This window comes from Komagataeibacter xylinus, from assembly GCF_031081985.1.
GTDB lineage: Bacteria > Pseudomonadota > Alphaproteobacteria > Acetobacterales > Acetobacteraceae > Komagataeibacter > Komagataeibacter xylinus_E.
This window is the reverse complement of sequence record NZ_JARWSK010000005.1, coordinates 252,773-270,545: the sequence shown is the minus strand read 5'-3', so window position 1 is coordinate 270,545 and position 17,773 is coordinate 252,773. Positions and strand designations below refer to the sequence as shown.

The following is a 17,773-nucleotide window of genomic DNA, read 5'->3' as shown; positions in this document are numbered from 1 at the left end:
CTAATCTGTCGGGTCGTAATCACATACATGGAACTAGTTACGGCACTTGCCAACTAAATGTGGAACAAGAAGCGGAACGAGGGATGAAGCATTGTTTGCAGTAATCGATAGGAAAATTCTTGAACAACAACAATAGCCGGCTTTCGAGGAGACGGGATGCCGGACGACGGTTTCTGAACTACCCCAATTAATGGCGAGGATGTACGATGAGTCAGGCACAAAAAGTCGTTCAGCATTACGGGGAGCACGATTTAAGAGATCGTCTGCGCGCTGCGCTGACGAAAGCTGGGCTCGACGATAGACTACTCACATTCGCGGACCTTGCCCCTCTCGATCAGTTTCACACCAGAGGGATCGACGCGACGGTGGAGCTTGCCCTGGCGACGGGTATTTCAGCCGGGTCGCGCGTATTGGATATCGGGTCTGGGCTTGGTGGGCCCTCGCGCTATCTGGCGGCGACCTTTGGCTGCCACGTGACGGGCGTCGATGTAAGTCCGAGCTTTGTTGCAGCGGCAACTTACTTAGCGGCGCGTGCGGCCCTAACCGAGAAGGTCACGTACGAGACTGCTCGCGCTGAGATGCTGCCCTACGGCGACGAGACCTTCGATGTGGCATGGACGCAACATGTGGCAATGAACATCGCTGACCGCCCGAGCATGTACCGTGAGGCTTATCGTGTGCTGCGCCGCGGCGGGCGGTTTGCAGTTTACGACGTGGTAGTCGGGAATGGCGAACCACTGCATTTTCCTGTGCCCTGGGCCCGCCATGCTGACACCAGCTTCCTTGTGACGTCGGAGGTCATGCATTCATTGCTGGATGATCAAGGGTTTCGCGTTCTCCAGTGTAAAGACCGCACTGATGCGGGCGTGTCCTGGTTTGCGGAACAAATGGCGCGAACTCAAGCTGCGGGAGAGCCGCCGCCGCTGGGCCTTCACGTCGCGATGGGATCCGACTTTGGGGAATTGGTCGCCAATCTGGGCATAAACCTAAGGGAAGGCCGCGCTAGGATAACGCAGCTCGTGCTGGAGCGCCCTTGACGCCACCTGGCGCTGCTGGGTTCTAACCGGTGAATCTTGAATTCTTACAACTGCGGTGGGCCATAGTCATCGCCCGGCACCAGTGCCTTGGAGATATCCCCAACGGCCTGATGGCGAGATACTACGTCCAGTGATCACCGACGGGTCTGTTCCTCCCGGAAGCGACTCCGGCCTTGCCCCATCGTATTGGCTAGAGCGCGTCCACTGAACTATGAATCGTGGGGGATGACGCGGAGCGTGGATTGTGATTCACCGTTTCCATTGATGGAGATGGTGATGGCGCGAGCATTGAGTGACGATCTTCGGGTGCGCGTTCTGGAAGCCGGCGCAGCGGGCGGGTCAGCCCGTTCAGTAGCGAAGCGGTTCGGGATCGGGATTTCGACGGCGATCCGGTGGCTTCGGCGCGAGCGTGAAAGCGGCGAACGGGCGGCGCGCCGTCAGGGCAAGCCACGCGGCTCGAGGCTGGACGGGCATGAAGCCTTTATTGTTGGCATGATCGAAGCGCAAAAAGATATCACGCTCAACGAGATGGTGGCGCGCCTGCAGGGTGAGCAGTCCGTCGGGATCGGCCGCAGTATGCTCAGCCGATGGCTGCGGCAGCGCGGGTGGACATTCAAAAAAAGACCGCACATGCATTGGAGCAGGAGCGCGAAGATGTGCTGACACGGCGGCAGGACTGGTTCGACGGCCAGCCTGACCTCGATCCGCACCGCCTGGTCTTCATCGACGAAACCAGCCTCTCCACGAAGATGGCGCGCCTACGTGGTCGCGCTTTACGCGGAGAACGCTGTCGGGCTGGCGTTCCTCATGGCCATTGGAAAACCACCACTTTTACCGCTGGCCTGCGCCTCACGGGCATGACCGCACCCTTCGTGCATGATGGCGCCATGAACGGCGAGATTTTTCAGGCCTATGTCGAGCATGTTCTCGTGCCGACGCTGAGCCCGGGCGATATCGTTGTGCTGGACAATCTGCCCGCTCACAGGATTCCGGGAGCGCGAAAGGCCATCGAACGAGTGGGGGCATGTATGATGTTCCTGCCTCCCTATAGTCCCGATTTCAACCCGATCGAAATGGCGTTCGCCAAGTTCAAGGCCCTCTTACGAGCCAAGGCAGCAAGAACCGTCACAGCGTTATGGGACGCCGCCGGATCGGTCCTGAATGATTTCACTCCGGACGAATGTGCCAACTTTTTCACCGCCGCAGGCTATGAACCGGAATAACGTGGACGTGCTCTAGCGTCCGATTTCTATCCGGGATGCCGCCATGGACCATGGCGGCATCATTTGCACTTGAACCGGACTCGTCTGTGCCACTTGCTCGGTTCCTGTCATGAACCAAACCAAGATCCTCTGGGGGGCGGTGCTTGCCGTCAGCACCGTGATCCTCGCCTTCACCTGGGCCGCGACGCAGTGGACTGCGTGGCGGCTGGGCTTCCAGCCGCAACTCGGCACCCCGTGGTTCACGCTGCTCGGCCGATCGGTCTACTACCCACCGGAGTTCTTCTGGTGGTGGTTCGCCTACGACGCCTATGCCCCGGATATTTTCACCACAGGCGGTTACATCGCGGCATCCGGCGGGATTGCTGCCGTCATCGTCGCGATCACCATGTCCGTCTGGCGCGCCCGCGAAAAGAAGCGCGCCACTACTTACGGCTCGGCGCATTGGGCCGACCTGCGCGAGATTCGTCGAGCCGGTCTGCTTGCGCCCGATGGGGTAATATTGGGCCGTTCGGCCGATGCCTATCTCCGTCACGACGGGCCGGAGCATGTGCTGTGTTTCGCGCCCACCCGCTCGGGCAAGGGCGTGGGTCTGGTGGTGCCGACGCTGCTGACCTGGCCAGGCTCGGCCATCGTCCATGACATCAAGGGCGAGAACTGGACGCTGACTGCGGGGTGGCGCTCCCGCTTTGGTCGGGTGCTGCTGTTCGATCCGACCAACCTTGCCAGTGCCGCCTACAACCCGCTGCTGGAGGTCCGGCGCGGCGAACGCGAGGTCCGCGACGTGCAGAACATCGCCGATGTGCTGGTCGATCCTGAGGGCGCCCTTGAGAAGCGGAACCACTGGGAGAAGACCAGCCACGCGCTGCTGGTCGGCACCATCCTGCATGTCCTCTACGCCGAGGAGGACAAGACCCTGGCCGGTGTCGCCAATTTCCTCTCTGACCCTAAACGCGCGATTGAGACCACGCTGCGCGCCATGATGACCACGCCGCATCTCGGGACGAAGGGTGTGCATCCGGTGGTCGCCAGCTCGGCACGGGAACTGCTGAACAAGAGCGACAATGAACGCTCGGGCGTGCTATCCACCGCAATGTCGTTTCTCGGTCTGTATCGCGATCCGGTGGTGGCGCATGTGACCCGGCGCTGCGACTGGCGGATCCGCGACCTTGTCGCCGGCAGCCATCCGGCGACGCTGTATCTGGTGGTACCCCCATCGGATATCAGCCGCACCAAGCCGCTGGTCCGCCTGGTGCTCAATCAGATCGGCCGCCGGCTGACCGAGGAACTGGAGGCGAAGCGGCGCCATTGCCTGCTGCTGATGCTTGATGAGTTCCCGGCGCTGGGACGGCTGGATTTCTTCGAGAGTGCGCTCGCGTTCATGGCGGGCTATGGGATCAAGAGCTTCCTGATCGGCCAGAGCCTGAACCAGATCGAGAAAGCCTATGGCCAGAACAACTCGATCCTCGACAACTGCCATGTCCGGGTCAGTTTCGCGACTAATGACGAACGGACCGCCAAGCGGGTTTCCGACGCGCTGGGCACCGCCACCGAGATCCGTGACGCCAAGAACTATGCTGGACACCGTCTGTCGCCGTGGCTCGGGCATCTGATGGTGACGCGCCACGAAACCGCGCGGCCGCTGCTGACGCCCGGCGAGATCATGCAGCTTCCGCCAGATGAAGAGCTGGTGCTCGTGTCAGGCTGCCCGCCGATCCGGGCGCGTAAGGCGCGGTATTTCGAGGATGCCGAACTGGCCGCGCGCATCCTCCCGCCACCCCGCTTCGAGCCGCCATCTGCTCCGCCGGGAACACCGCCCATCGGACCGCAGCCGCCGGGGGACTGGGCCGACTTGGTGCAGCCAGCCGCGTCGCCCAGCGCGGATGACGACCCGGCCAATGCGGGCATCCGCCGCGAGCCGGAATTGCCGGAACAGGAAGAGGTGGTGCAGGCACCGAGGAAGCCGGTTCATGAGTTCGATCTGCTGGAGGACGAACCCGAGGACGACGCCACACGGGCGCAGACCCTACGCCGTGGTGAGCGGGTTCTCGCGCGTCAGGTCTCGCTCGATCCCGGCGATCAGATGGGGCTGTGACCGCCATGCGGATCAAGCACACGATCCGGCTGCCTGCCGATCTCAGTGTCAGGCTTGCCGACTACGCCGCCCGCAAAAAGGTGCCGCAGGCGCTGATCGTTGAGACGGCGCTGGCATCGTTCCTGTCGCCGGACGGCCCGGAGCGGTTGGAGGCCGCGTTGGCCCGGCGGCTGGACCGGGTGACGCGGCAGTTGGAGCGCATGGAGCGACGGGTCACGATCTCGAACGAATCATTAGCTGTGTTCGTGCGGTTCTGGCTGACTAGCACGCCACCATTACCCGACGCGGCATTGGCGGCAGCGCAGAGTAAGGGCCGGGAACGGTATGACGGGTTCATCGAAGCGATCGGACGCCGGCTCGCCAGAGGAAAAACGCTGGACGACGAGATCAGGTTGGACCTGGAGCCTGTTGCGGAAGATCAGGATACTTGACCCGGCAGACCCTCTCGCAAATTTAGGTCTGGGTTGGGGGATTCCTGTCGGTCTGCATTCGGGAATGCGCCACACTGATAGCAGTCATCATCGGCATCAAGTCGAATATGTCTGTTTCTTATCAGTTTACGATGTTCGCCTCTAGCTGCGCAACCGTTCGAATCTGACAAAAAATGTCGTTCACGCAGGGGATGAGCTGCGTGCGGCGGCTGATGCAGTCGACCTTCAAAGCTCCAGACAGACGTTTACATAGACGACAGTTTTTTATGTGGAACTACACAAATCTACCTTCCAGAAAGGCCGCTGCGGCTCAGTCTGCGTGTTGCCATGATATAAAAAGCGCCTATGATGCCCCGTCAGGCTATCGTTTTACACATTATATAGAATCCTTAAGCCCAATGACAGAAACTTCAGCACTGCGTCCCACAAGTCATCTTGGCATGGAGACAGACGAGATTGATCGTCTCTTTTCCTTAATACCGGAGCAGTTTGGCGAAAATTGGCTCAAACAGCAGTGCCAACGCCCCCTTGGTAGACTTTGGGCGCGCCGTGATGGTCTAGCCTCCACCGAGTTGCTCATTCTTGCCTGCGCGCTGGATTGGGCCAAAACGGCACATCCTATATGGCTGAAAGGCCAGATCAAAATTATCAAAGGTAGAGACAGCAACAACAGTCGAGGTGCGATGCTGGAGCTTCTCGCTCTTTACTTGATACGGGAATCAGGAACCAACGTTGCCCCCACGCCAAAAAACACCGCTGGTTACGATGCAATCATAACATTCGACGATGGCGCTGCGGTTCCTCTTTCAGTAAAAGACTATGGAATGTCACAACATGAGCGTATATTCCAAGGCCATTCGAAAAAATTCGACGCAGCTTTCAAGGCCCGTATCAAATCACAAAAGCGAAACGGGCTGTGCGTTCTTGTACGAGCAAGTAGCTATCCCTCTGAGGAAGACTGGAAAGAACTCCATGCCAGACTTGATGAGATTCTCAGTCAACCGGTGAACGGAAAATGTGCTAACGAGTTTGGTATTTGGTCCACAAATTTGACTTCGCCGCAGTTGGACGTCTACCCACTCAGCTCGCAAAAAATTTCACATCAGGTTAGCGTAATCGTGCCCTTCCATCGTAATGAGGTAAGTAATCTCGAGGCAAAGCTCGAGGTAGCCGCGGCCAATGCCAGTAAATTTGCAAAATATGGCTCTGACGCCCTGCACGCAATTTTTATACGTATTCCCGAATGGTTCGGAATGCAAATAGCGGCATCTTGGATTAAAAACTATTTTGAGCGTTATCCTCATGGTCCAATTCGCTTTGTGCTTCTCTACCAAGCTCAAACCGCCAGGATGGGTGACGGAACGGTCTTACAGCATGTTTTCCACACTGAAGCCGCGGCCAGCATCGTTGGCTGGCTGGCTGAAGGCCGGGTAATATGCATGAATGTTCCCATTGGGGTCATCAGTCAAAAAGGCTCTCCGTTCCAGATAGTCGCCGACAATCAGCCACTAAATGAATGCTATATTTATCAAAAAGGTGACTTTTATACCTCAGTTTTTCCGGACTCTGACGGTAACTGGCATGGTGGTGTCCGCTGCATCGCACCAGGCATCATCCAGCATTCGATTTTTGAAAAACTCAATGGCCACTTCCAGGTGAGTGGAAAGTTTCCACCTTCCGAAGAAATCACTCTTTTCGGGTGAAAAACTGTCCGTGCAGCCCCGTGAATGGGGATACTTGGCAGGATCAAGGAGCCGTTGATTGGAGCCATAGTGACGTAATCGTCATCTCCGCACAATAAGCGACAATATTGCAAAATAGTTTTGGCTAACGGGTCGAGAAGAGTATATTCTGAGTTGAAATCCCCAAAGAATATTATCGCAATACCAACTCTATGGTGAGCAAATTTGGTAGCTATTAGAGCGCTATGTGCCTCATTGGGTATACTAACAGTAATCGACAGATGTTTTTTGATACAGCTAAGCTTCGGTAAAATACCTTACCTTGATCGGGTAATATTGGCAATCGACTACGGCAAACGTAAACTGAATTAACAACTTGGATATTTGAAGTCAAAACCATCCCCATGCGTCGCCTTTTCTTGGCGTAAATATTGTCTTCAATTACTTATTAAGTCTACTACGATAAATCTCCGTCCGCTTCTTTGGGCTGAGGTCTGCTTTTGGGATTCCAATTTTAGGCGAAGAATGACCGACATGAGGCGTAAGCCGCCAGTCTCCTGCTCTCTGCCCTACCCAAATTATCATCTGGCAGCCATTGAACGGGGCGTCCAATCAGACTGCCTTCTTCAGAACGGGACTGGCCTTGAAGCGCACGGTCTTGCCCGCCTTGACCTTCACCGGCTCACCGGTGCGGGGATTGAGCGCCTTACGGGCCTTGGTCTTATGGACGGTGAACGTCCCAAATGACGGCAGGGTGAACCCGCCTTCCTGCTCCAGTTCGCCGACAATGGCTCCGACCAGATCATCAGCGGCCTTGGTGGCGGTCACACCGGTGCAGGCGAGAGAGTCCTGAAGAACAGCGGCGATGAAGGCTTTGCTCATGCGGGGCGGATCCGTGTCGTGGTCGATTCCAGAAAACGGTAGCAGCGCCCTGTCGCCCCGTCACTGCGCAAATGGCAACACACCCCTATGCAAGTTTTTCTATCCCAGCGCCCTACGGTCCCAGAGACTTGTTGCGCTGGCGTGTCCATGCCTCTTTCTAATCAACCCCGCTGATCCACCGCCTCCCGTCGGAGGCCAATCGCGGGGTTCCCGGTGTCTGTCGCTCCCTTCCGCTCCGAAGCCGTTGCCCGTGGCACGCGCATGTTGCGCACCGCCCTGGGGTCGGCGATTGCCGGGCATCTCGACGATCCGTCGATCGTCGAGGTGATGCTCAATCCCGACGGTAGGTTGTGGATCGACCGGCTCGCCGGCAGGATGGAGGACACCGGCACCCGGATTACGCCGGCTGACGCCGAGCGGATTGTCCGCCTGGTCGCCCATCATGTCGGGGTGGAGGTGCATCCCGGCAGCCCGCGCGTCTCCGCCGAACTGCCGGGAAGTGGAGAGCGGTTCGAAGGGTTGGTGCCCCCGGTGGTGGCAGCACCCTGCTTCGCGATCCGGCGTCCGGCGGTCGCGGTGTTCTCGCTCGACGATTACGTGACAGCCGGCATCATGACCGCCGCACAGGCCGAGTGTCTGCGCCGCGCCGTCGCCGAGCGGCAGAACATCCTGGTCGCTGGCGGCACCTCCACCGGCAAGACCACGCTGGTCAATGCCCTGCTGGCCGAGATCGCGCAGACCGGCGACCGGGTGGTGCTGATCGAAGACACGCGCGAACTGCAATGCGCGGCCCCCAATCTGGTCGCCCTACGCACCAGGGACGGCGCGGCCTCGCTTTCCGACCTGGTGCGCTCCTCGCTACGCCTGCGCCCCGACCGGATTCCGATCGGCGAGGTGCGCGGCGCCGAGGCGCTCGACCTGCTCAAGGCCTGGGGCACCGGCCATCCCGGCGGCGTCGGTACCCTGCACGCCGGCTCGGCGATCGGCGCCCTGCGCCGGCTGGAGCAACTGATCCAGGAAGCCGTCGTCACCGTGCCGCGCGCCCTGATCGCCGAGACCATCGACATGATCGCGGTGCTGTCCGGGCGCGGCAGCGCGCGCCGACTGGCCGAACTCGCCATTGTCCGGGGCCTGACTCCGGACGGGACCTACGTCCTCGTACCCGCCGGAGATCCGTCATGACAAGCATGATCGCCCTGCGCCGCCGCTTTGCCGTGGCGAGCGCGCCCCTTGTTCTCGCCCTGCTGTCAGCGCCGGCCTATGCGGCCGGTTCGAACATGCCGTGGGAACAACCGCTGACCCAGATCCTGGACTCGGTGCAGGGGCCGGTCGCCAAGATCGTCTCGGTGATCATCATCACCGTGACCGGCCTGACGCTGGCCTTCGGCGAGACCTCGGGCGGCTTTCGCCGTCTGATCCAGATCGTCTTCGGCCTGTCGATCGCCTTTGCCGCCAGTTCGTTCTTCCTGTCCTTCTTCTCCTTCTCCGGCGGGGCGCTGATCTGATGGAGCCGGACGCCATCCCCGGCTTCACCGTCCCGGTGCATCGCGCCCTGATCGAGCCGATCCTGCTCGGCGGGGCGCCGCGCACGGTGGCGATCGTCAATGGCACGCTGTCGGCGGCGATCGGCCTCGGCCTGCGGCTGTGGATCGCGGGCGGGATCTTCTGGCTGGTCGGCCATCTCGCCGCCGTCTGGGCGGCCAAGCGCGATCCCGCCTTCGTCGACGTGGTGCGCCGGCACCTGCGCTATCCCACCCATCTGGTCGGGTGAGGGCGCCATGCTGAACCTCGCCGAATATCGCCATCGCCGCGATCGGCTCGCTGATTTCCTGCCTTGGGCGGCGCTGGTTGCCAAGGGCGTGGTGCTGAACAAGGACGGCGCCTTCCAGCGTACCGTCCGGTTCCGGGGCCCCGATCTGGACTCCTCGACCGCGTCCGAACTGGTCGCCATCACCTCCCGTCTGAACAACGCCCTGCGCCGGCTCGGCTCCGGCTGGGCCATTTTCGTCGAGGCACAGCGCGGCCCGGCGCGGGGCTATCCCGCTAGCCTGTTCCCCGATCCGGCGTCTGAACTGGTCGACGCCGAGCGGCGGGCGCAGTTCGAGGAAGAGGGGGCGCATTACGAGAGCCGTTATTTCCTCACCCTGGTCTGGCTGCCGCCGGCGGACGATGCCGCCCGTGCCGAAGCCTGGCTCTACGAGAACCGCGCCCGTGGCGGCTCCGACTGGCGGGCGGTGGTCGCAGGTTTCATCGACCAGACCGACCGGGTGCTGGCGCTGCTCGACGGCTTCATGCCGGAGGCCGACTGGCTCGATGACGGCGAAACGCTGACTTATTTGCATTCCTGTATCTCCACGCGCATGCAGCGGGTCCGGGTGCCGGAAATCCCGATGCACCTCGACGCGATCCTGGTCGATGAGGAACTGACCGGCGGGCTGGAGCCGCGCCTGGGCGACGCCCATCTGCGCACGCTCACCGTGACCGGCTTCCCGACCCAGACCTGGCCGGGGCTGCTGGATGAGCTGAACCGTCTGGCCTTTCCCTATCGCTGGTCGACGCGGGCGATCTGCCTCGACCGCACTGACGCCACGAAAGTGCTGGGCCGGATCCGGCGGCAATGGTTTGCCAAGCGCAAATCGATCATGGCCATCCTCAAGGAGGTGATGACCAACGAAGCCTCGGTGCTGCTGGATTCCGACGCCGCCAACAAGGCGGCCGACGCCGATGCGGCGTTGCAGGAACTCGGCACCGATCAGGTCGGGCAAGCGTACGTCACCGCTACCGTCACGGTCTGGGACGAGGATCCTGTGATCGCCGCCGACCGGCTGCGTCTGGTGGAGAAGACCATCCAGGGCCGCGACTTCACCTGCATGCGCGAGACGGTGAATGCGCTCGAAGCCTGGTTCGGCAGCCTGCCGGGGCATGTCTACGCCAATGTGCGCCAGCCCTGCGTCTCGACCCTGAACCTGGCGCATATGATCCCGCTCTCCGCAGTGTGGGCCGGGCCGGAGCGGGACGGGCATTTCAACGCGCCGCCGCTGTTCTATGCCCGCACCGAAGGCTCGACGCCGTTCCGCTTCGCACTCCACGTCGGCGATGTCGGCCACACGCTGATCGCCGGGCCGACGGGAGCCGGCAAGTCCGTGCTGCTGGCCTTTATGGCAATGCAGTTCCGCCGTTACGCCGGTGCCCGGATTTTCGCCTTCGATTTCGGTGGCTCGATCCGCGCTGCTACCTTGGCGATGGGTGGCGACTGGCATGATCTCGGCGGCGCGTTGTCGCAGGATGGGAATGATGCAGTCGCGTTGCAGCCGCTGGCGCGGATCGATGAGTTGGGCGATCGGGCCTGGGCGGCGGAATGGGTGGCGACCCTGCTGGAACGCGAGGGCGTCGCGGTTGCCCCCGACCTCAAGGAACACCTGTGGTCGGCGCTGACTTCGTTGGCCTCGGCCCCGGTCGCGGAACGCACCCTCACCGGTCTGTCGGCGCTGCTTCAATCACTGGCGCTGAAGCAGGCGTTGCAGCCTTATTGTGTTGGTGGCCCGTGGGGACAGTTGCTCGACGCCGAGCATGAACGTCTCGGCGTCGCCGATATCCAGGCCTTCGAGATCGAGGGGCTGATCGGCTCCGGCGCGGCGTCCGCCGTGCTGTCCTATCTGTTCCACCGCATCGAGGACAGCTTTGATGGCAGCCCGACGCTGCTGATCATCGACGAGGGTTGGCTGGCGCTGGATGATCGCGCCTTCGCCGGACAGCTCCGGGAATGGCTGAAGACGCTGCGCAAGAAGAACGCCTCCGTCATCTTCGCCACCCAGTCGCTGGCCGATATCGATGCCAGTCCGATCGCCCCCGCGCTGATCGAAAGCTGCCCGACCCGTATATTCCTGCCCAACGACCGGGCGCTGGAGCCGCAGATCACCGCGATCTATCGCCGGTTCGGGTTGAACGACCGGCAGATCGAGATCCTTAGCCGGGCGACACCCAAGCGCGACTATTACTGTCAGTCCCGTCGCGGCAACCGGTTGTTCGATCTCGGCCTATCCGAGGTGGCGCTGGCTTTCACCGCCGCGTCGTCACCCGACGACCAGACCGCCATCGACCGGATTTTTTCCCGTCATGGCCGTGACGGGTTCGCGGCTGCCTGGCTGGCGCACAAAGGCGTCGAGTGGGCGGTCGAGATGCTCAATCCGGGAGAGGGGTCATGAGAAACATGCTGATAAAAAAATCAGCTTTCATGTTCGGCGCTGGCTTTGTGCTCCCGCTTATCCTGAGCGCGCCGGCCCGCGCGCAATGGGCGGTCTATGACGGTGCCAATCATGTGCAGAGCGTCCTGATTGCGGCGCGGGAATTGCAGCAGGTCAACCAGCAGGCGCAGAGCCTGCTCAATGAGGCGACCATGCTGGAGAACCAGGCCCGCAATCTGACCAGTCTGCCGTTCTCCGTGCTGGCACCGCTGGAGCAGTCGATCGCGCAGACCGAGCAGATCGTCGGCCAGGCGCAGGGGCTCTCTTATAACCTGACCAGCATCGATCAGGCGTTTTCGCAGACCTATCCGCAGGCGCTGGGTAGCCCGAGTTCGGCGGCGCAGATGACCGCCGACGCCCAGACGCGATGGCAGAACGCGCGGGGCGCCTATCAGGACGGGCTGCGCGTGCAGACCGGGGCGGTGCAGAATCTCGATGCCACGCGCAGCCAGATCGACAGTCTGGTGACGTCGAGCCAGGCGGCGACGGGCGCCCTACAGGCCGCGCAATCGGGCAACCAGCTTACCGCGCTGCAGACGCGCCAGCTTGCCGACCTTACCGCAGTCGTCATGGCGATGGGCCGCGCCCAGGCGCTGGAAGGCGCGCGTCAGGAAGAGAGCGAGGAGCAGGGCAGGGCGCAACTGGCGAATTTCCTCAATTACGGGGCCGGTTATACGCCTGGCACCGCGCAGATGTTCCACTGATGCGCGGGTTACGTCTCTCCCCGCCGATCGTCTTCCGGCTCGTTGCCGTCGGGCTGGTCGTTCTGATTCTGGTCGCCGCGAGCCTGCATCTCCGGCATGTGCCCCGTGACGTCGAGGTGCTGGATCTCGGGCCACCAGGCTCGCGTGACCGGCTTGTCGCCGGTCTCGCGCGCTGCCAGGCGCTCGGCATGAAGGCCGACGGCGATCCAGCCTGTGCCGCGATCTGGGCCGAGAACCGCAAGCGCTTTTTCGCGCCCGACGCGGCACGGTGACGCCATGCAGCAGGGCACCGGCGTCATCGACAATTTCCTCGCCATCTTCACCCAGTATATCGATTCTGGCTTCGGTCTGGTGCAGGGCGACGTCCACTGGCTCGCCGGTGTGCTGATCACCATCGACATCACCCTGGCCGGGCTGTTCTGGGCGCTGGCGCCGGACGAAGACGTGCTGGCGCGGCTGATCCGCAAGACGCTGTTCATCGGCATGTTCGCCTTCATCATCGGCGACTTCAACGGGCTGGCAAAGATCATCTATGAGTCCTTCGCCGGGCTGGGCATCGAGGCGGGCGGTGGGCATCTTACCCAGGCGCAACTGCTCCAGCCGGGGCGGCTGGCACAGGTCGGCATCGATGCCGGCAAACCGATCCTGACCTCGATCTCCTCGCTGGTCGGTTTCGTCGCCATCTTCAACAACGCGATCCAGATCGCGGTATTGCTGATTGCCTGGCTGATCGTGGTCATCAGCTTCTTCGTCATGGCGATCCAGCTTTTCGTGGCGCTGATCGAGTTCAAGCTGACCACACTTGCCGGGTTCGTGCTGGTGCCGTTCGGCCTGTTCGGCCGCACCGCCTTCCTTGCCGAGAAGGTGCTGGGCAACGTGGTGTCGTCCGGGATCAAGGTGCTGATGCTGGCCGTCATCGTCGGCATCGGCTCGACGGTGTTCGGCCAGTTCACCAGCGGCTTCAATAACCCGCCGACCATCAATGACGCGCTGACCCTGATCCTGGCGTCCCTGACGCTGCTCGGCTTGACCGTGTTCGGCCCGGCATTGGCCAACGGCCTGATCGCCGGTGGTCCACAACTGGGTGCGGGCTCCGCCGTCGCTACGGCGGCCGGGGTCATCGGTGCTGGTGTGGCCGCCGCATCAGGGGCCGGACTGGCTGTGGGCGCTGCGGCGGCCGCGGTGCGTGGCGGCGCCTTTGTCGCGGGCGGCACGACCGCCGCCTATCAGGCCGGTGGGGCGGCCGGCGTGGCGAAAGCCGGACTGTCGGCTGCCGCCAGCCCGTTGCGCCGGGCCATGGCCAGTGTCCGCACCAGCTATCAGGCCGGAGGAGCGGCCGCGACCGGCGGGGCCGGTGGTGCGACCGCTTCGGGCGCTGGCGGTGGAGCGAGTGCTACCGGAAAGCCGCCGGCCTGGGCCAGCCGGATGCAGCGCAACAACCGGATCAGGGGCGGGGCGGACGCGGCCGCGCAGGCGATCAAGGGCGGCGACCGGCCTAGCGGCGGTCACGACGTCGATCTCTCGGAAGGAGAATAGCCATGTTCCGCCGCCCTACTGTGCGTTTCGGCAAAACACCGGAGCCCGAGACGCCCTATCACAAGGCCGGACAGGTCTGGGACGACCGCATCGGCTCGGCCCGCGTCCAGGCCCGCAACTGGCAGCTGGCTTTCTTCGGTTGCCTCGCTTTAAGCGGTGGGCTTTCCGCCGGGCTGGTCTGGCAGTCGGCGCGGGGCACCATCACCCCTTGGGTGGTGCAGATCGACCATCTCGGTCAGGCGCAGGCCGTCGGTCCGGCAACCGCCGCCTATCGGCCGACCGATCCGCAGATCGCCTGGTATCTGGCGCGTTTCATCTCCGAGGTGCGCGGCATCCCGGCCGATCCGGTGGTGCTGCGACAGAACTGGCTCGACGCCTATAATTACGTCACCGACCGCGGCGCGCTGGCCCTGAACGATTATGCCCGCACCAGCGACCCCTTTAGCCAGATCGGCAAGATGCAGGTGGCGGTCGAGATCGCCAGCGTCATCCGCGCTTCCGACGACAGCTTCCGGGTGGAATGGATCGAGCGCCGCTATGTCGATGGCGCCCTGGCCGCCACCGAGCGCTGGAGCGCGATCCTCACCATCGTCGTCACTACCCCGACCGATGCCGATCGGCTGCGCAAAAACCCGCTCGGCATCTACGTCCACGCCCTCAACTGGTCCAGGGAACTCGGCTGATGCGCACCCTCAACACCATCGCGCCGCTCATGATCCTGCTGGCGCCGCTCGCGGCCTGCTCTTCATGGACGCCGCCTGTCATCAAATACGACGATACGCCCCGACAGGCGGTCCTTACCCCGGAGCCGCCCAAGCCGGTGCAGGTGGTGGCGCTGCCAGAGCCCTTGCCGCTCCCGGGGCAGCTCAAGCCGATCCCATACCGGCATGCGGCGCCGGACCCGACGGATCCGCATGAGCGGGTCGAGCGCGCCAACAGTGTGGCGCGGATCCAGCCGACGCGGGCCGGCTATCTCAATGCGATCCAGGTCTATCCCTTCTCCGAGGGTGCGCTCTATCAGCTCTATGCCGCACCCGGCGAGATCACCGACATCGCGCTGCAGCCGGGCGAGAAGCTGGTCGGTGCCGGTCCGGTCGCCGCTGGCGATACCGTGCGCTGGATCATAGGCGATACCGAGAGTGGGGCAGGGGCATCGAAACGGATTCATATCCTGCTCAAGCCGACCCGCCCGGACCTGACCACCAACCTGGTCGTCAATACCGACCGGCGCACCTATCATCTGGAACTGCGCTCCGATGAGCGGACCTATATGGCGTCGGTGTCCTGGGATTATCCGCAGGACCAGATCGTCGCCCTGCGCGGCCAGGATCGTGACGCGGATCTCGCGGCTTCGGTCGTGACCGGCGTCGATCTCGACGCGCTGAATTTTCGCTACCGAGTCGAGGGCGACGAGGCGCCGTGGCGGCCGTTGCGGGCCTTCGATGACGGGCGGCAGGTCTTTATCGAATTCCCGACCGGCATCGCTCAGGGGGAGATGCCGCCATTGTGGGTGGTCGGCCCGCAGGGCGACGGCCAACTCGTGAATTATCGGGTGCGCGGCAATCGGATGATCGTCGATCGCCTGTTCGCCGCCGCCGAACTGCGGCTGGGTGCGAAGCATCAGCAGGTGGTGCGCATCGTCCGCACCGACGGGACGCGGCGGTCATGAGCGAAAGCGCCGGGAGCGGCGGCACTGAAACGCCAGGGGCCGCCGTCAGGCCACCCGAAGAGATGCGGCTGCGGACGACGCGGCCGCCGGTCACGCGGCTGTCGCGCAAGGTGATCCTCGGCCTGTCGGTCATCGCCGTGGGCGGCATCGGCGGCGCGCTCTATCAGGCGTTGAAGCCGGCGCCTCCGAAGAGCAATGCCGAACTCTACAATACCGGCAGCCGCACTACGCCGGACGGGCTGGCCAATCTGCCGGGCGACTATAGCCATCCGCCGCGCCTCGGACCGCCGTTGCCTGGCGATCTTGGTGGGCCGTTGCTCAAGGCTGGCGTGGGTGCTCCCGGCATGGCGACACCGGCCGCACCCGCCGATCCGGAGAAGCAGCGTATCGCCCAGGAGCAGGAAGCCGCGCGGGTCAGCCATCTGTTCACCCAGACGCAGATGGGGCGGGATATCGCGACGCCGGCGGCAGCGGGCGCGACCGCAGCCCAGTCCAGCGGCGCTCCTGCCGATCGCAAGCAGGCATTCCTCGACGGTCCCGTCGATCACCGCACCGTCAGCGCTGAACGGCTCGCACCGTCCCCCAGCCCCTATGTGCTCCAAGCCGGGTCGATTATTCCCGGTGCGTTGATCACCGGCATCCGTTCGGACCTGCCCGGCGAGGTCACGGCGCAGGTGACGGAAAACGTCTATGACTCTCCGACCGGGCATAGCTTGCTGATCCCGCAGGGGGCGATGCTGATCGGCCGCTATGATTCCCAGATCGCCTATGGCCAGACCCGCGTGCTGCTGGTCTGGACCCGACTGTTGCGCGGGGCGGGAGATTCGATCGTGCTGGAGAACGAGCCGGCCGCCGACGCCGCAGGCTTTGCTGGGCTGCAGGACCAAACCGATAATCATTGGGGCGAGGTGTTCAAGGCCGCCCTGGTCTCGACGATGCTGAGCGTGGGCTCGGAGGCCGACATCAGCGGCGGCAATGGCATCGCCCAGGCCTTGCGGACCGGCGGCTCGCAGGGTTTCAACCAGATCGGCGAGCAGATGGTCGGGCGCTCACTCAATATCCAGCCCACCAACATCATCCGGCCGGGCTTTCCGGTGCGAGTGATGGTGCATCGTGACTTGGTGCTCACCCCCTACGGACAGGAGGTTTCCCGATGAAGAAACTCAGGCTGGGACCGATCGCGGACGAAAAGCCAGTGCGTTTGAGTGTGGAACTTCCCGCCGCCGTGCATCGCGACCTTGTCGAATATGCGCGGTTGCTGGCACGCGAGAACGGTCAGGGCGAGATCGCCCCCACGAAGCTCATCCCGCCCATGCTCGCCCGCTTTATGGAGGGGGATAGAGCCTTCGCTAGAACGAAACGATCTCGGACTAGCTCTGTCGATCCAGATCACGGATAAAGGATATGAAGCGGCCGGTCATCGCGTCCTGGCAACTGGCGTCCCAGCCAAGAAGGATCTGCAGTCGAGCGTCAATTGCAGCAAGAGGACGAAAGACTACTCCCGGAAAACCGCACTCTGCCTGGCTGCGGGCAGCAAGCGTTACTCCATACCCCGCCCCAACCAGCGCAAATACACACTGCTTTCCGACAGGATGCGTCTCGATCGCTACATCTGTGCCGAGGATCTCCGCGTAACGATCCCTGACGCTATGATCCTGTCCCCAGTCTTGAATCAGGAAAGTTTCGTTCCGTACCTTATCTGGTGACAGACTCTGATAGTGATGTAAGGGGTGTTCAGTTGGCAGAGCCAGAAAAAGCTCTTCGTCACAGAATGGCAGTGACTCAATCTCGTCGAATCTCACGAAAGGGGCGAAAAAAATAGCGTCGAGCTGACGCCGAGATAATGCAACAAGAAGGTCTCTTGCTCCCATTTCATGGAAAATTATTCTGACTTTCGGATGTTTTATCTTCCATCTTGATAATGCGAGCCTGAATCGGTCGCCAATCGGCGGCAGAAGGCTTCCCACGTGAATGACGTTTCGTCCGTTCCTGCCGAGCAATTGGCCCGTCGTTTTGATCCGCTCCAGGTCGTGAAGCAGTGAGGTAATCTTTTCGAACAGAAGTTCGCCCGCCGGCGTAAGGCACACCCCGGTGCGATTTCGTTCAAGCAATGTGACGCCCAATTCATCTTCGAGCCTGTCGATGGCGCGGCTAATTGTAGAAACTTTGACGCCGTGAACGCTTGCCGCGCGTGTCAGGCTGCCGGCATCGACAGCGAACTTAAAATACTCAAGATTTGTGGTTCGCATGACGCGAGCGAACGAACGTAAGTA

18 protein-coding genes are annotated in these 17,773 nt (G+C 62.3%); 16 read left to right on the top strand and 2 right to left on the bottom strand.

The genetic code is table 11. The annotated features are described in order from the left end of the window. Positions 1-206: 206 nt before the first annotated feature. From QEG70_RS11590 to QEG70_RS11570, 5 genes are all read left to right on the top strand, one after another. Positions 207-1,037 (top strand): class I SAM-dependent methyltransferase, encoded by an 831-nt coding sequence (locus tag QEG70_RS11590; RefSeq protein WP_308720797.1) that lies wholly within the window; start codon positions 207-209, stop codon positions 1,035-1,037. A 276-nt stretch (positions 1,038-1,313) separates the two neighbouring features. Continuing rightward, positions 1,314-2,260 (top strand): IS630 family transposase gene (locus QEG70_RS11585; RefSeq protein ID WP_308720862.1). Its coding sequence is split into 2 segments (ribosomal slippage): positions 1,314-1,653 and positions 1,653-2,260, totalling 948 coding nucleotides; the frame shifts between segments, so codons are not numbered across the junction. Between the two features lie 109 nt (positions 2,261-2,369). After that, a complete protein-coding gene (locus tag QEG70_RS11580; RefSeq protein WP_308720796.1) occupies positions 2,370-4,352 on the top strand; it encodes a conjugal transfer protein TraG in 1,983 nt (660 codons plus the stop codon). A gap of 5 nt (positions 4,353-4,357) precedes the next feature. Continuing rightward, positions 4,358-4,783 (top strand): CopG family transcriptional regulator, encoded by a 426-nt coding sequence (locus QEG70_RS11575; protein ID WP_308720795.1) that lies wholly within the window; start codon positions 4,358-4,360, stop codon positions 4,781-4,783. Positions 4,784-5,223: 440 nt separating this feature from the next. After that, positions 5,224-6,486 (top strand): hypothetical protein, encoded by a 1,263-nt coding sequence (locus QEG70_RS11570; RefSeq protein WP_308720794.1) that lies wholly within the window; start codon positions 5,224-5,226, stop codon positions 6,484-6,486. 591 nt (positions 6,487-7,077) lie between these two features. On the opposite strand, the gene QEG70_RS11565 is transcribed toward QEG70_RS11570, so the two are convergent. Continuing rightward, positions 7,078-7,347 (bottom strand): HU family DNA-binding protein, encoded by a 270-nt coding sequence (locus QEG70_RS11565; RefSeq protein ID WP_308720793.1) that lies wholly within the window; start codon positions 7,345-7,347, stop codon positions 7,078-7,080. A gap of 213 nt (positions 7,348-7,560) precedes the next feature. On the opposite strand from QEG70_RS11565, the gene trbB reads away from it, so the two are divergent. From trbB to QEG70_RS11510, 11 genes are read left to right on the top strand one after another with little or no spacing between them, the layout of a single operon-like run. After that, positions 7,561-8,529 carry a P-type conjugative transfer ATPase TrbB gene (gene trbB / locus QEG70_RS11560; RefSeq protein ID WP_308720792.1) on the top strand — a complete coding sequence of 323 codons (969 nt, stop codon included), beginning with the start codon at positions 7,561-7,563 and terminating at the stop codon, positions 8,527-8,529. Continuing rightward, a complete protein-coding gene (locus tag QEG70_RS11555) occupies positions 8,526-8,852 on the top strand; it encodes a TrbC/VirB2 family type IV secretion system protein (RefSeq protein WP_308720791.1) in 327 nt (108 codons plus the stop codon). Before trbB ends, QEG70_RS11555 begins: the two co-directional genes overlap by 4 nt. After that, complete coding sequence (locus QEG70_RS11550; protein WP_308720790.1) at positions 8,852-9,118, top strand: VirB3 family type IV secretion system protein; 267 nt, start codon at positions 8,852-8,854, stop codon at positions 9,116-9,118. Before QEG70_RS11555 ends, QEG70_RS11550 begins: the two co-directional genes overlap by 1 nt. A 7-nt stretch (positions 9,119-9,125) precedes the next feature. Further along, complete coding sequence (trbE, locus tag QEG70_RS11545; RefSeq protein WP_308720789.1) at positions 9,126-11,552, top strand: conjugal transfer protein TrbE; 2,427 nt, start codon at positions 9,126-9,128, stop codon at positions 11,550-11,552. Beyond that, positions 11,549-12,295, top strand: a complete 747-nt coding sequence (gene trbJ, locus QEG70_RS11540) for a P-type conjugative transfer protein TrbJ (RefSeq protein WP_308720788.1) — start codon at positions 11,549-11,551, stop codon at positions 12,293-12,295. Before trbE ends, trbJ begins: the two co-directional genes overlap by 4 nt. Beyond that, positions 12,295-12,567 carry a putative entry exclusion protein TrbK-alt gene (trbK-alt, locus tag QEG70_RS11535; protein WP_173571232.1) on the top strand — a complete coding sequence of 91 codons (273 nt, stop codon included), beginning with the start codon at positions 12,295-12,297 and terminating at the stop codon, positions 12,565-12,567. Before trbJ ends, trbK-alt begins: the two co-directional genes overlap by 1 nt. Before the next feature lie 4 nt (positions 12,568-12,571). Then, positions 12,572-13,831: a P-type conjugative transfer protein TrbL gene (trbL, locus tag QEG70_RS11530; RefSeq protein ID WP_308720787.1), complete on the top strand. Its 1,260-nt coding sequence runs from the start codon at positions 12,572-12,574 to the stop codon at positions 13,829-13,831. Between the two features lie 2 nt (positions 13,832-13,833). Beyond that, on the top strand, positions 13,834-14,514 hold the full coding sequence (gene trbF / locus QEG70_RS11525) for a conjugal transfer protein TrbF (protein WP_308720786.1): 681 nt from the start codon (positions 13,834-13,836) through the stop codon (positions 14,512-14,514). Next, positions 14,514-15,500 carry a P-type conjugative transfer protein TrbG gene (gene trbG / locus QEG70_RS11520; protein WP_308720785.1) on the top strand — a complete coding sequence of 329 codons (987 nt, stop codon included), beginning with the start codon at positions 14,514-14,516 and terminating at the stop codon, positions 15,498-15,500. Before trbF ends, trbG begins: the two co-directional genes overlap by 1 nt. Then, positions 15,497-16,657 (top strand): TraB/TrbI/VirB10 family type IV secretion system protein, encoded by a 1,161-nt coding sequence (locus QEG70_RS11515; RefSeq protein WP_308720784.1) that lies wholly within the window; start codon positions 15,497-15,499, stop codon positions 16,655-16,657. Before trbG ends, QEG70_RS11515 begins: the two co-directional genes overlap by 4 nt. Then, positions 16,654-16,899: a DUF2274 domain-containing protein gene (locus QEG70_RS11510; RefSeq protein ID WP_308720783.1), complete on the top strand. Its 246-nt coding sequence runs from the start codon at positions 16,654-16,656 to the stop codon at positions 16,897-16,899. The genes QEG70_RS11515 and QEG70_RS11510 overlap by 4 nt, the downstream gene beginning before the upstream one ends. Here QEG70_RS11510 and QEG70_RS11505 read toward each other — a convergent pair. After that, complete coding sequence (locus tag QEG70_RS11505) at positions 16,871-17,749, bottom strand: LysR family transcriptional regulator (RefSeq protein WP_308720782.1); 879 nt, start codon at positions 17,747-17,749, stop codon at positions 16,871-16,873. The two genes, QEG70_RS11510 and QEG70_RS11505, sit on opposite strands and share 29 nt — an antisense overlap. Between the last annotated feature and the right edge of the window lie 24 nt (positions 17,750-17,773).

Coding starts and splice junctions, on each gene's coding strand:
- trbE (WP_308720789.1), top strand. CDS start 9,126: ATGCTGAACCTCGCCGAATATCGCCATCGCCGCGATCGGCTCGCTGAT.
- QEG70_RS11580 (WP_308720796.1), top strand. CDS start 2,370: ATGAACCAAACCAAGATCCTCTGGGGGGCGGTGCTTGCCGTCAGCACC.
- QEG70_RS11510 (WP_308720783.1), top strand. CDS start 16,654: ATGAAGAAACTCAGGCTGGGACCGATCGCGGACGAAAAGCCAGTGCGT.
- QEG70_RS11515 (WP_308720784.1), top strand. CDS start 15,497: ATGAGCGAAAGCGCCGGGAGCGGCGGCACTGAAACGCCAGGGGCCGCC.
- trbG (WP_308720785.1), top strand. CDS start 14,514: ATGCGCACCCTCAACACCATCGCGCCGCTCATGATCCTGCTGGCGCCG.
- QEG70_RS11575 (WP_308720795.1), top strand. CDS start 4,358: ATGCGGATCAAGCACACGATCCGGCTGCCTGCCGATCTCAGTGTCAGG.
- QEG70_RS11590 (WP_308720797.1), top strand. CDS start 207: ATGAGTCAGGCACAAAAAGTCGTTCAGCATTACGGGGAGCACGATTTA.
- QEG70_RS11565 (WP_308720793.1), bottom strand. CDS start 7,347: ATGAGCAAAGCCTTCATCGCCGCTGTTCTTCAGGACTCTCTCGCCTGC.
- trbL (WP_308720787.1), top strand. CDS start 12,572: ATGCAGCAGGGCACCGGCGTCATCGACAATTTCCTCGCCATCTTCACC.
- trbF (WP_308720786.1), top strand. CDS start 13,834: ATGTTCCGCCGCCCTACTGTGCGTTTCGGCAAAACACCGGAGCCCGAG.
- QEG70_RS11555 (WP_308720791.1), top strand. CDS start 8,526: ATGACAAGCATGATCGCCCTGCGCCGCCGCTTTGCCGTGGCGAGCGCG.
- trbK-alt (WP_173571232.1), top strand. CDS start 12,295: ATGCGCGGGTTACGTCTCTCCCCGCCGATCGTCTTCCGGCTCGTTGCC.
- trbJ (WP_308720788.1), top strand. CDS start 11,549: ATGAGAAACATGCTGATAAAAAAATCAGCTTTCATGTTCGGCGCTGGC.
- QEG70_RS11505 (WP_308720782.1), bottom strand. CDS start 17,749: ATGCGAACCACAAATCTTGAGTATTTTAAGTTCGCTGTCGATGCCGGC.
- QEG70_RS11570 (WP_308720794.1), top strand. CDS start 5,224: ATGGAGACAGACGAGATTGATCGTCTCTTTTCCTTAATACCGGAGCAG.
- QEG70_RS11550 (WP_308720790.1), top strand. CDS start 8,852: ATGGAGCCGGACGCCATCCCCGGCTTCACCGTCCCGGTGCATCGCGCC.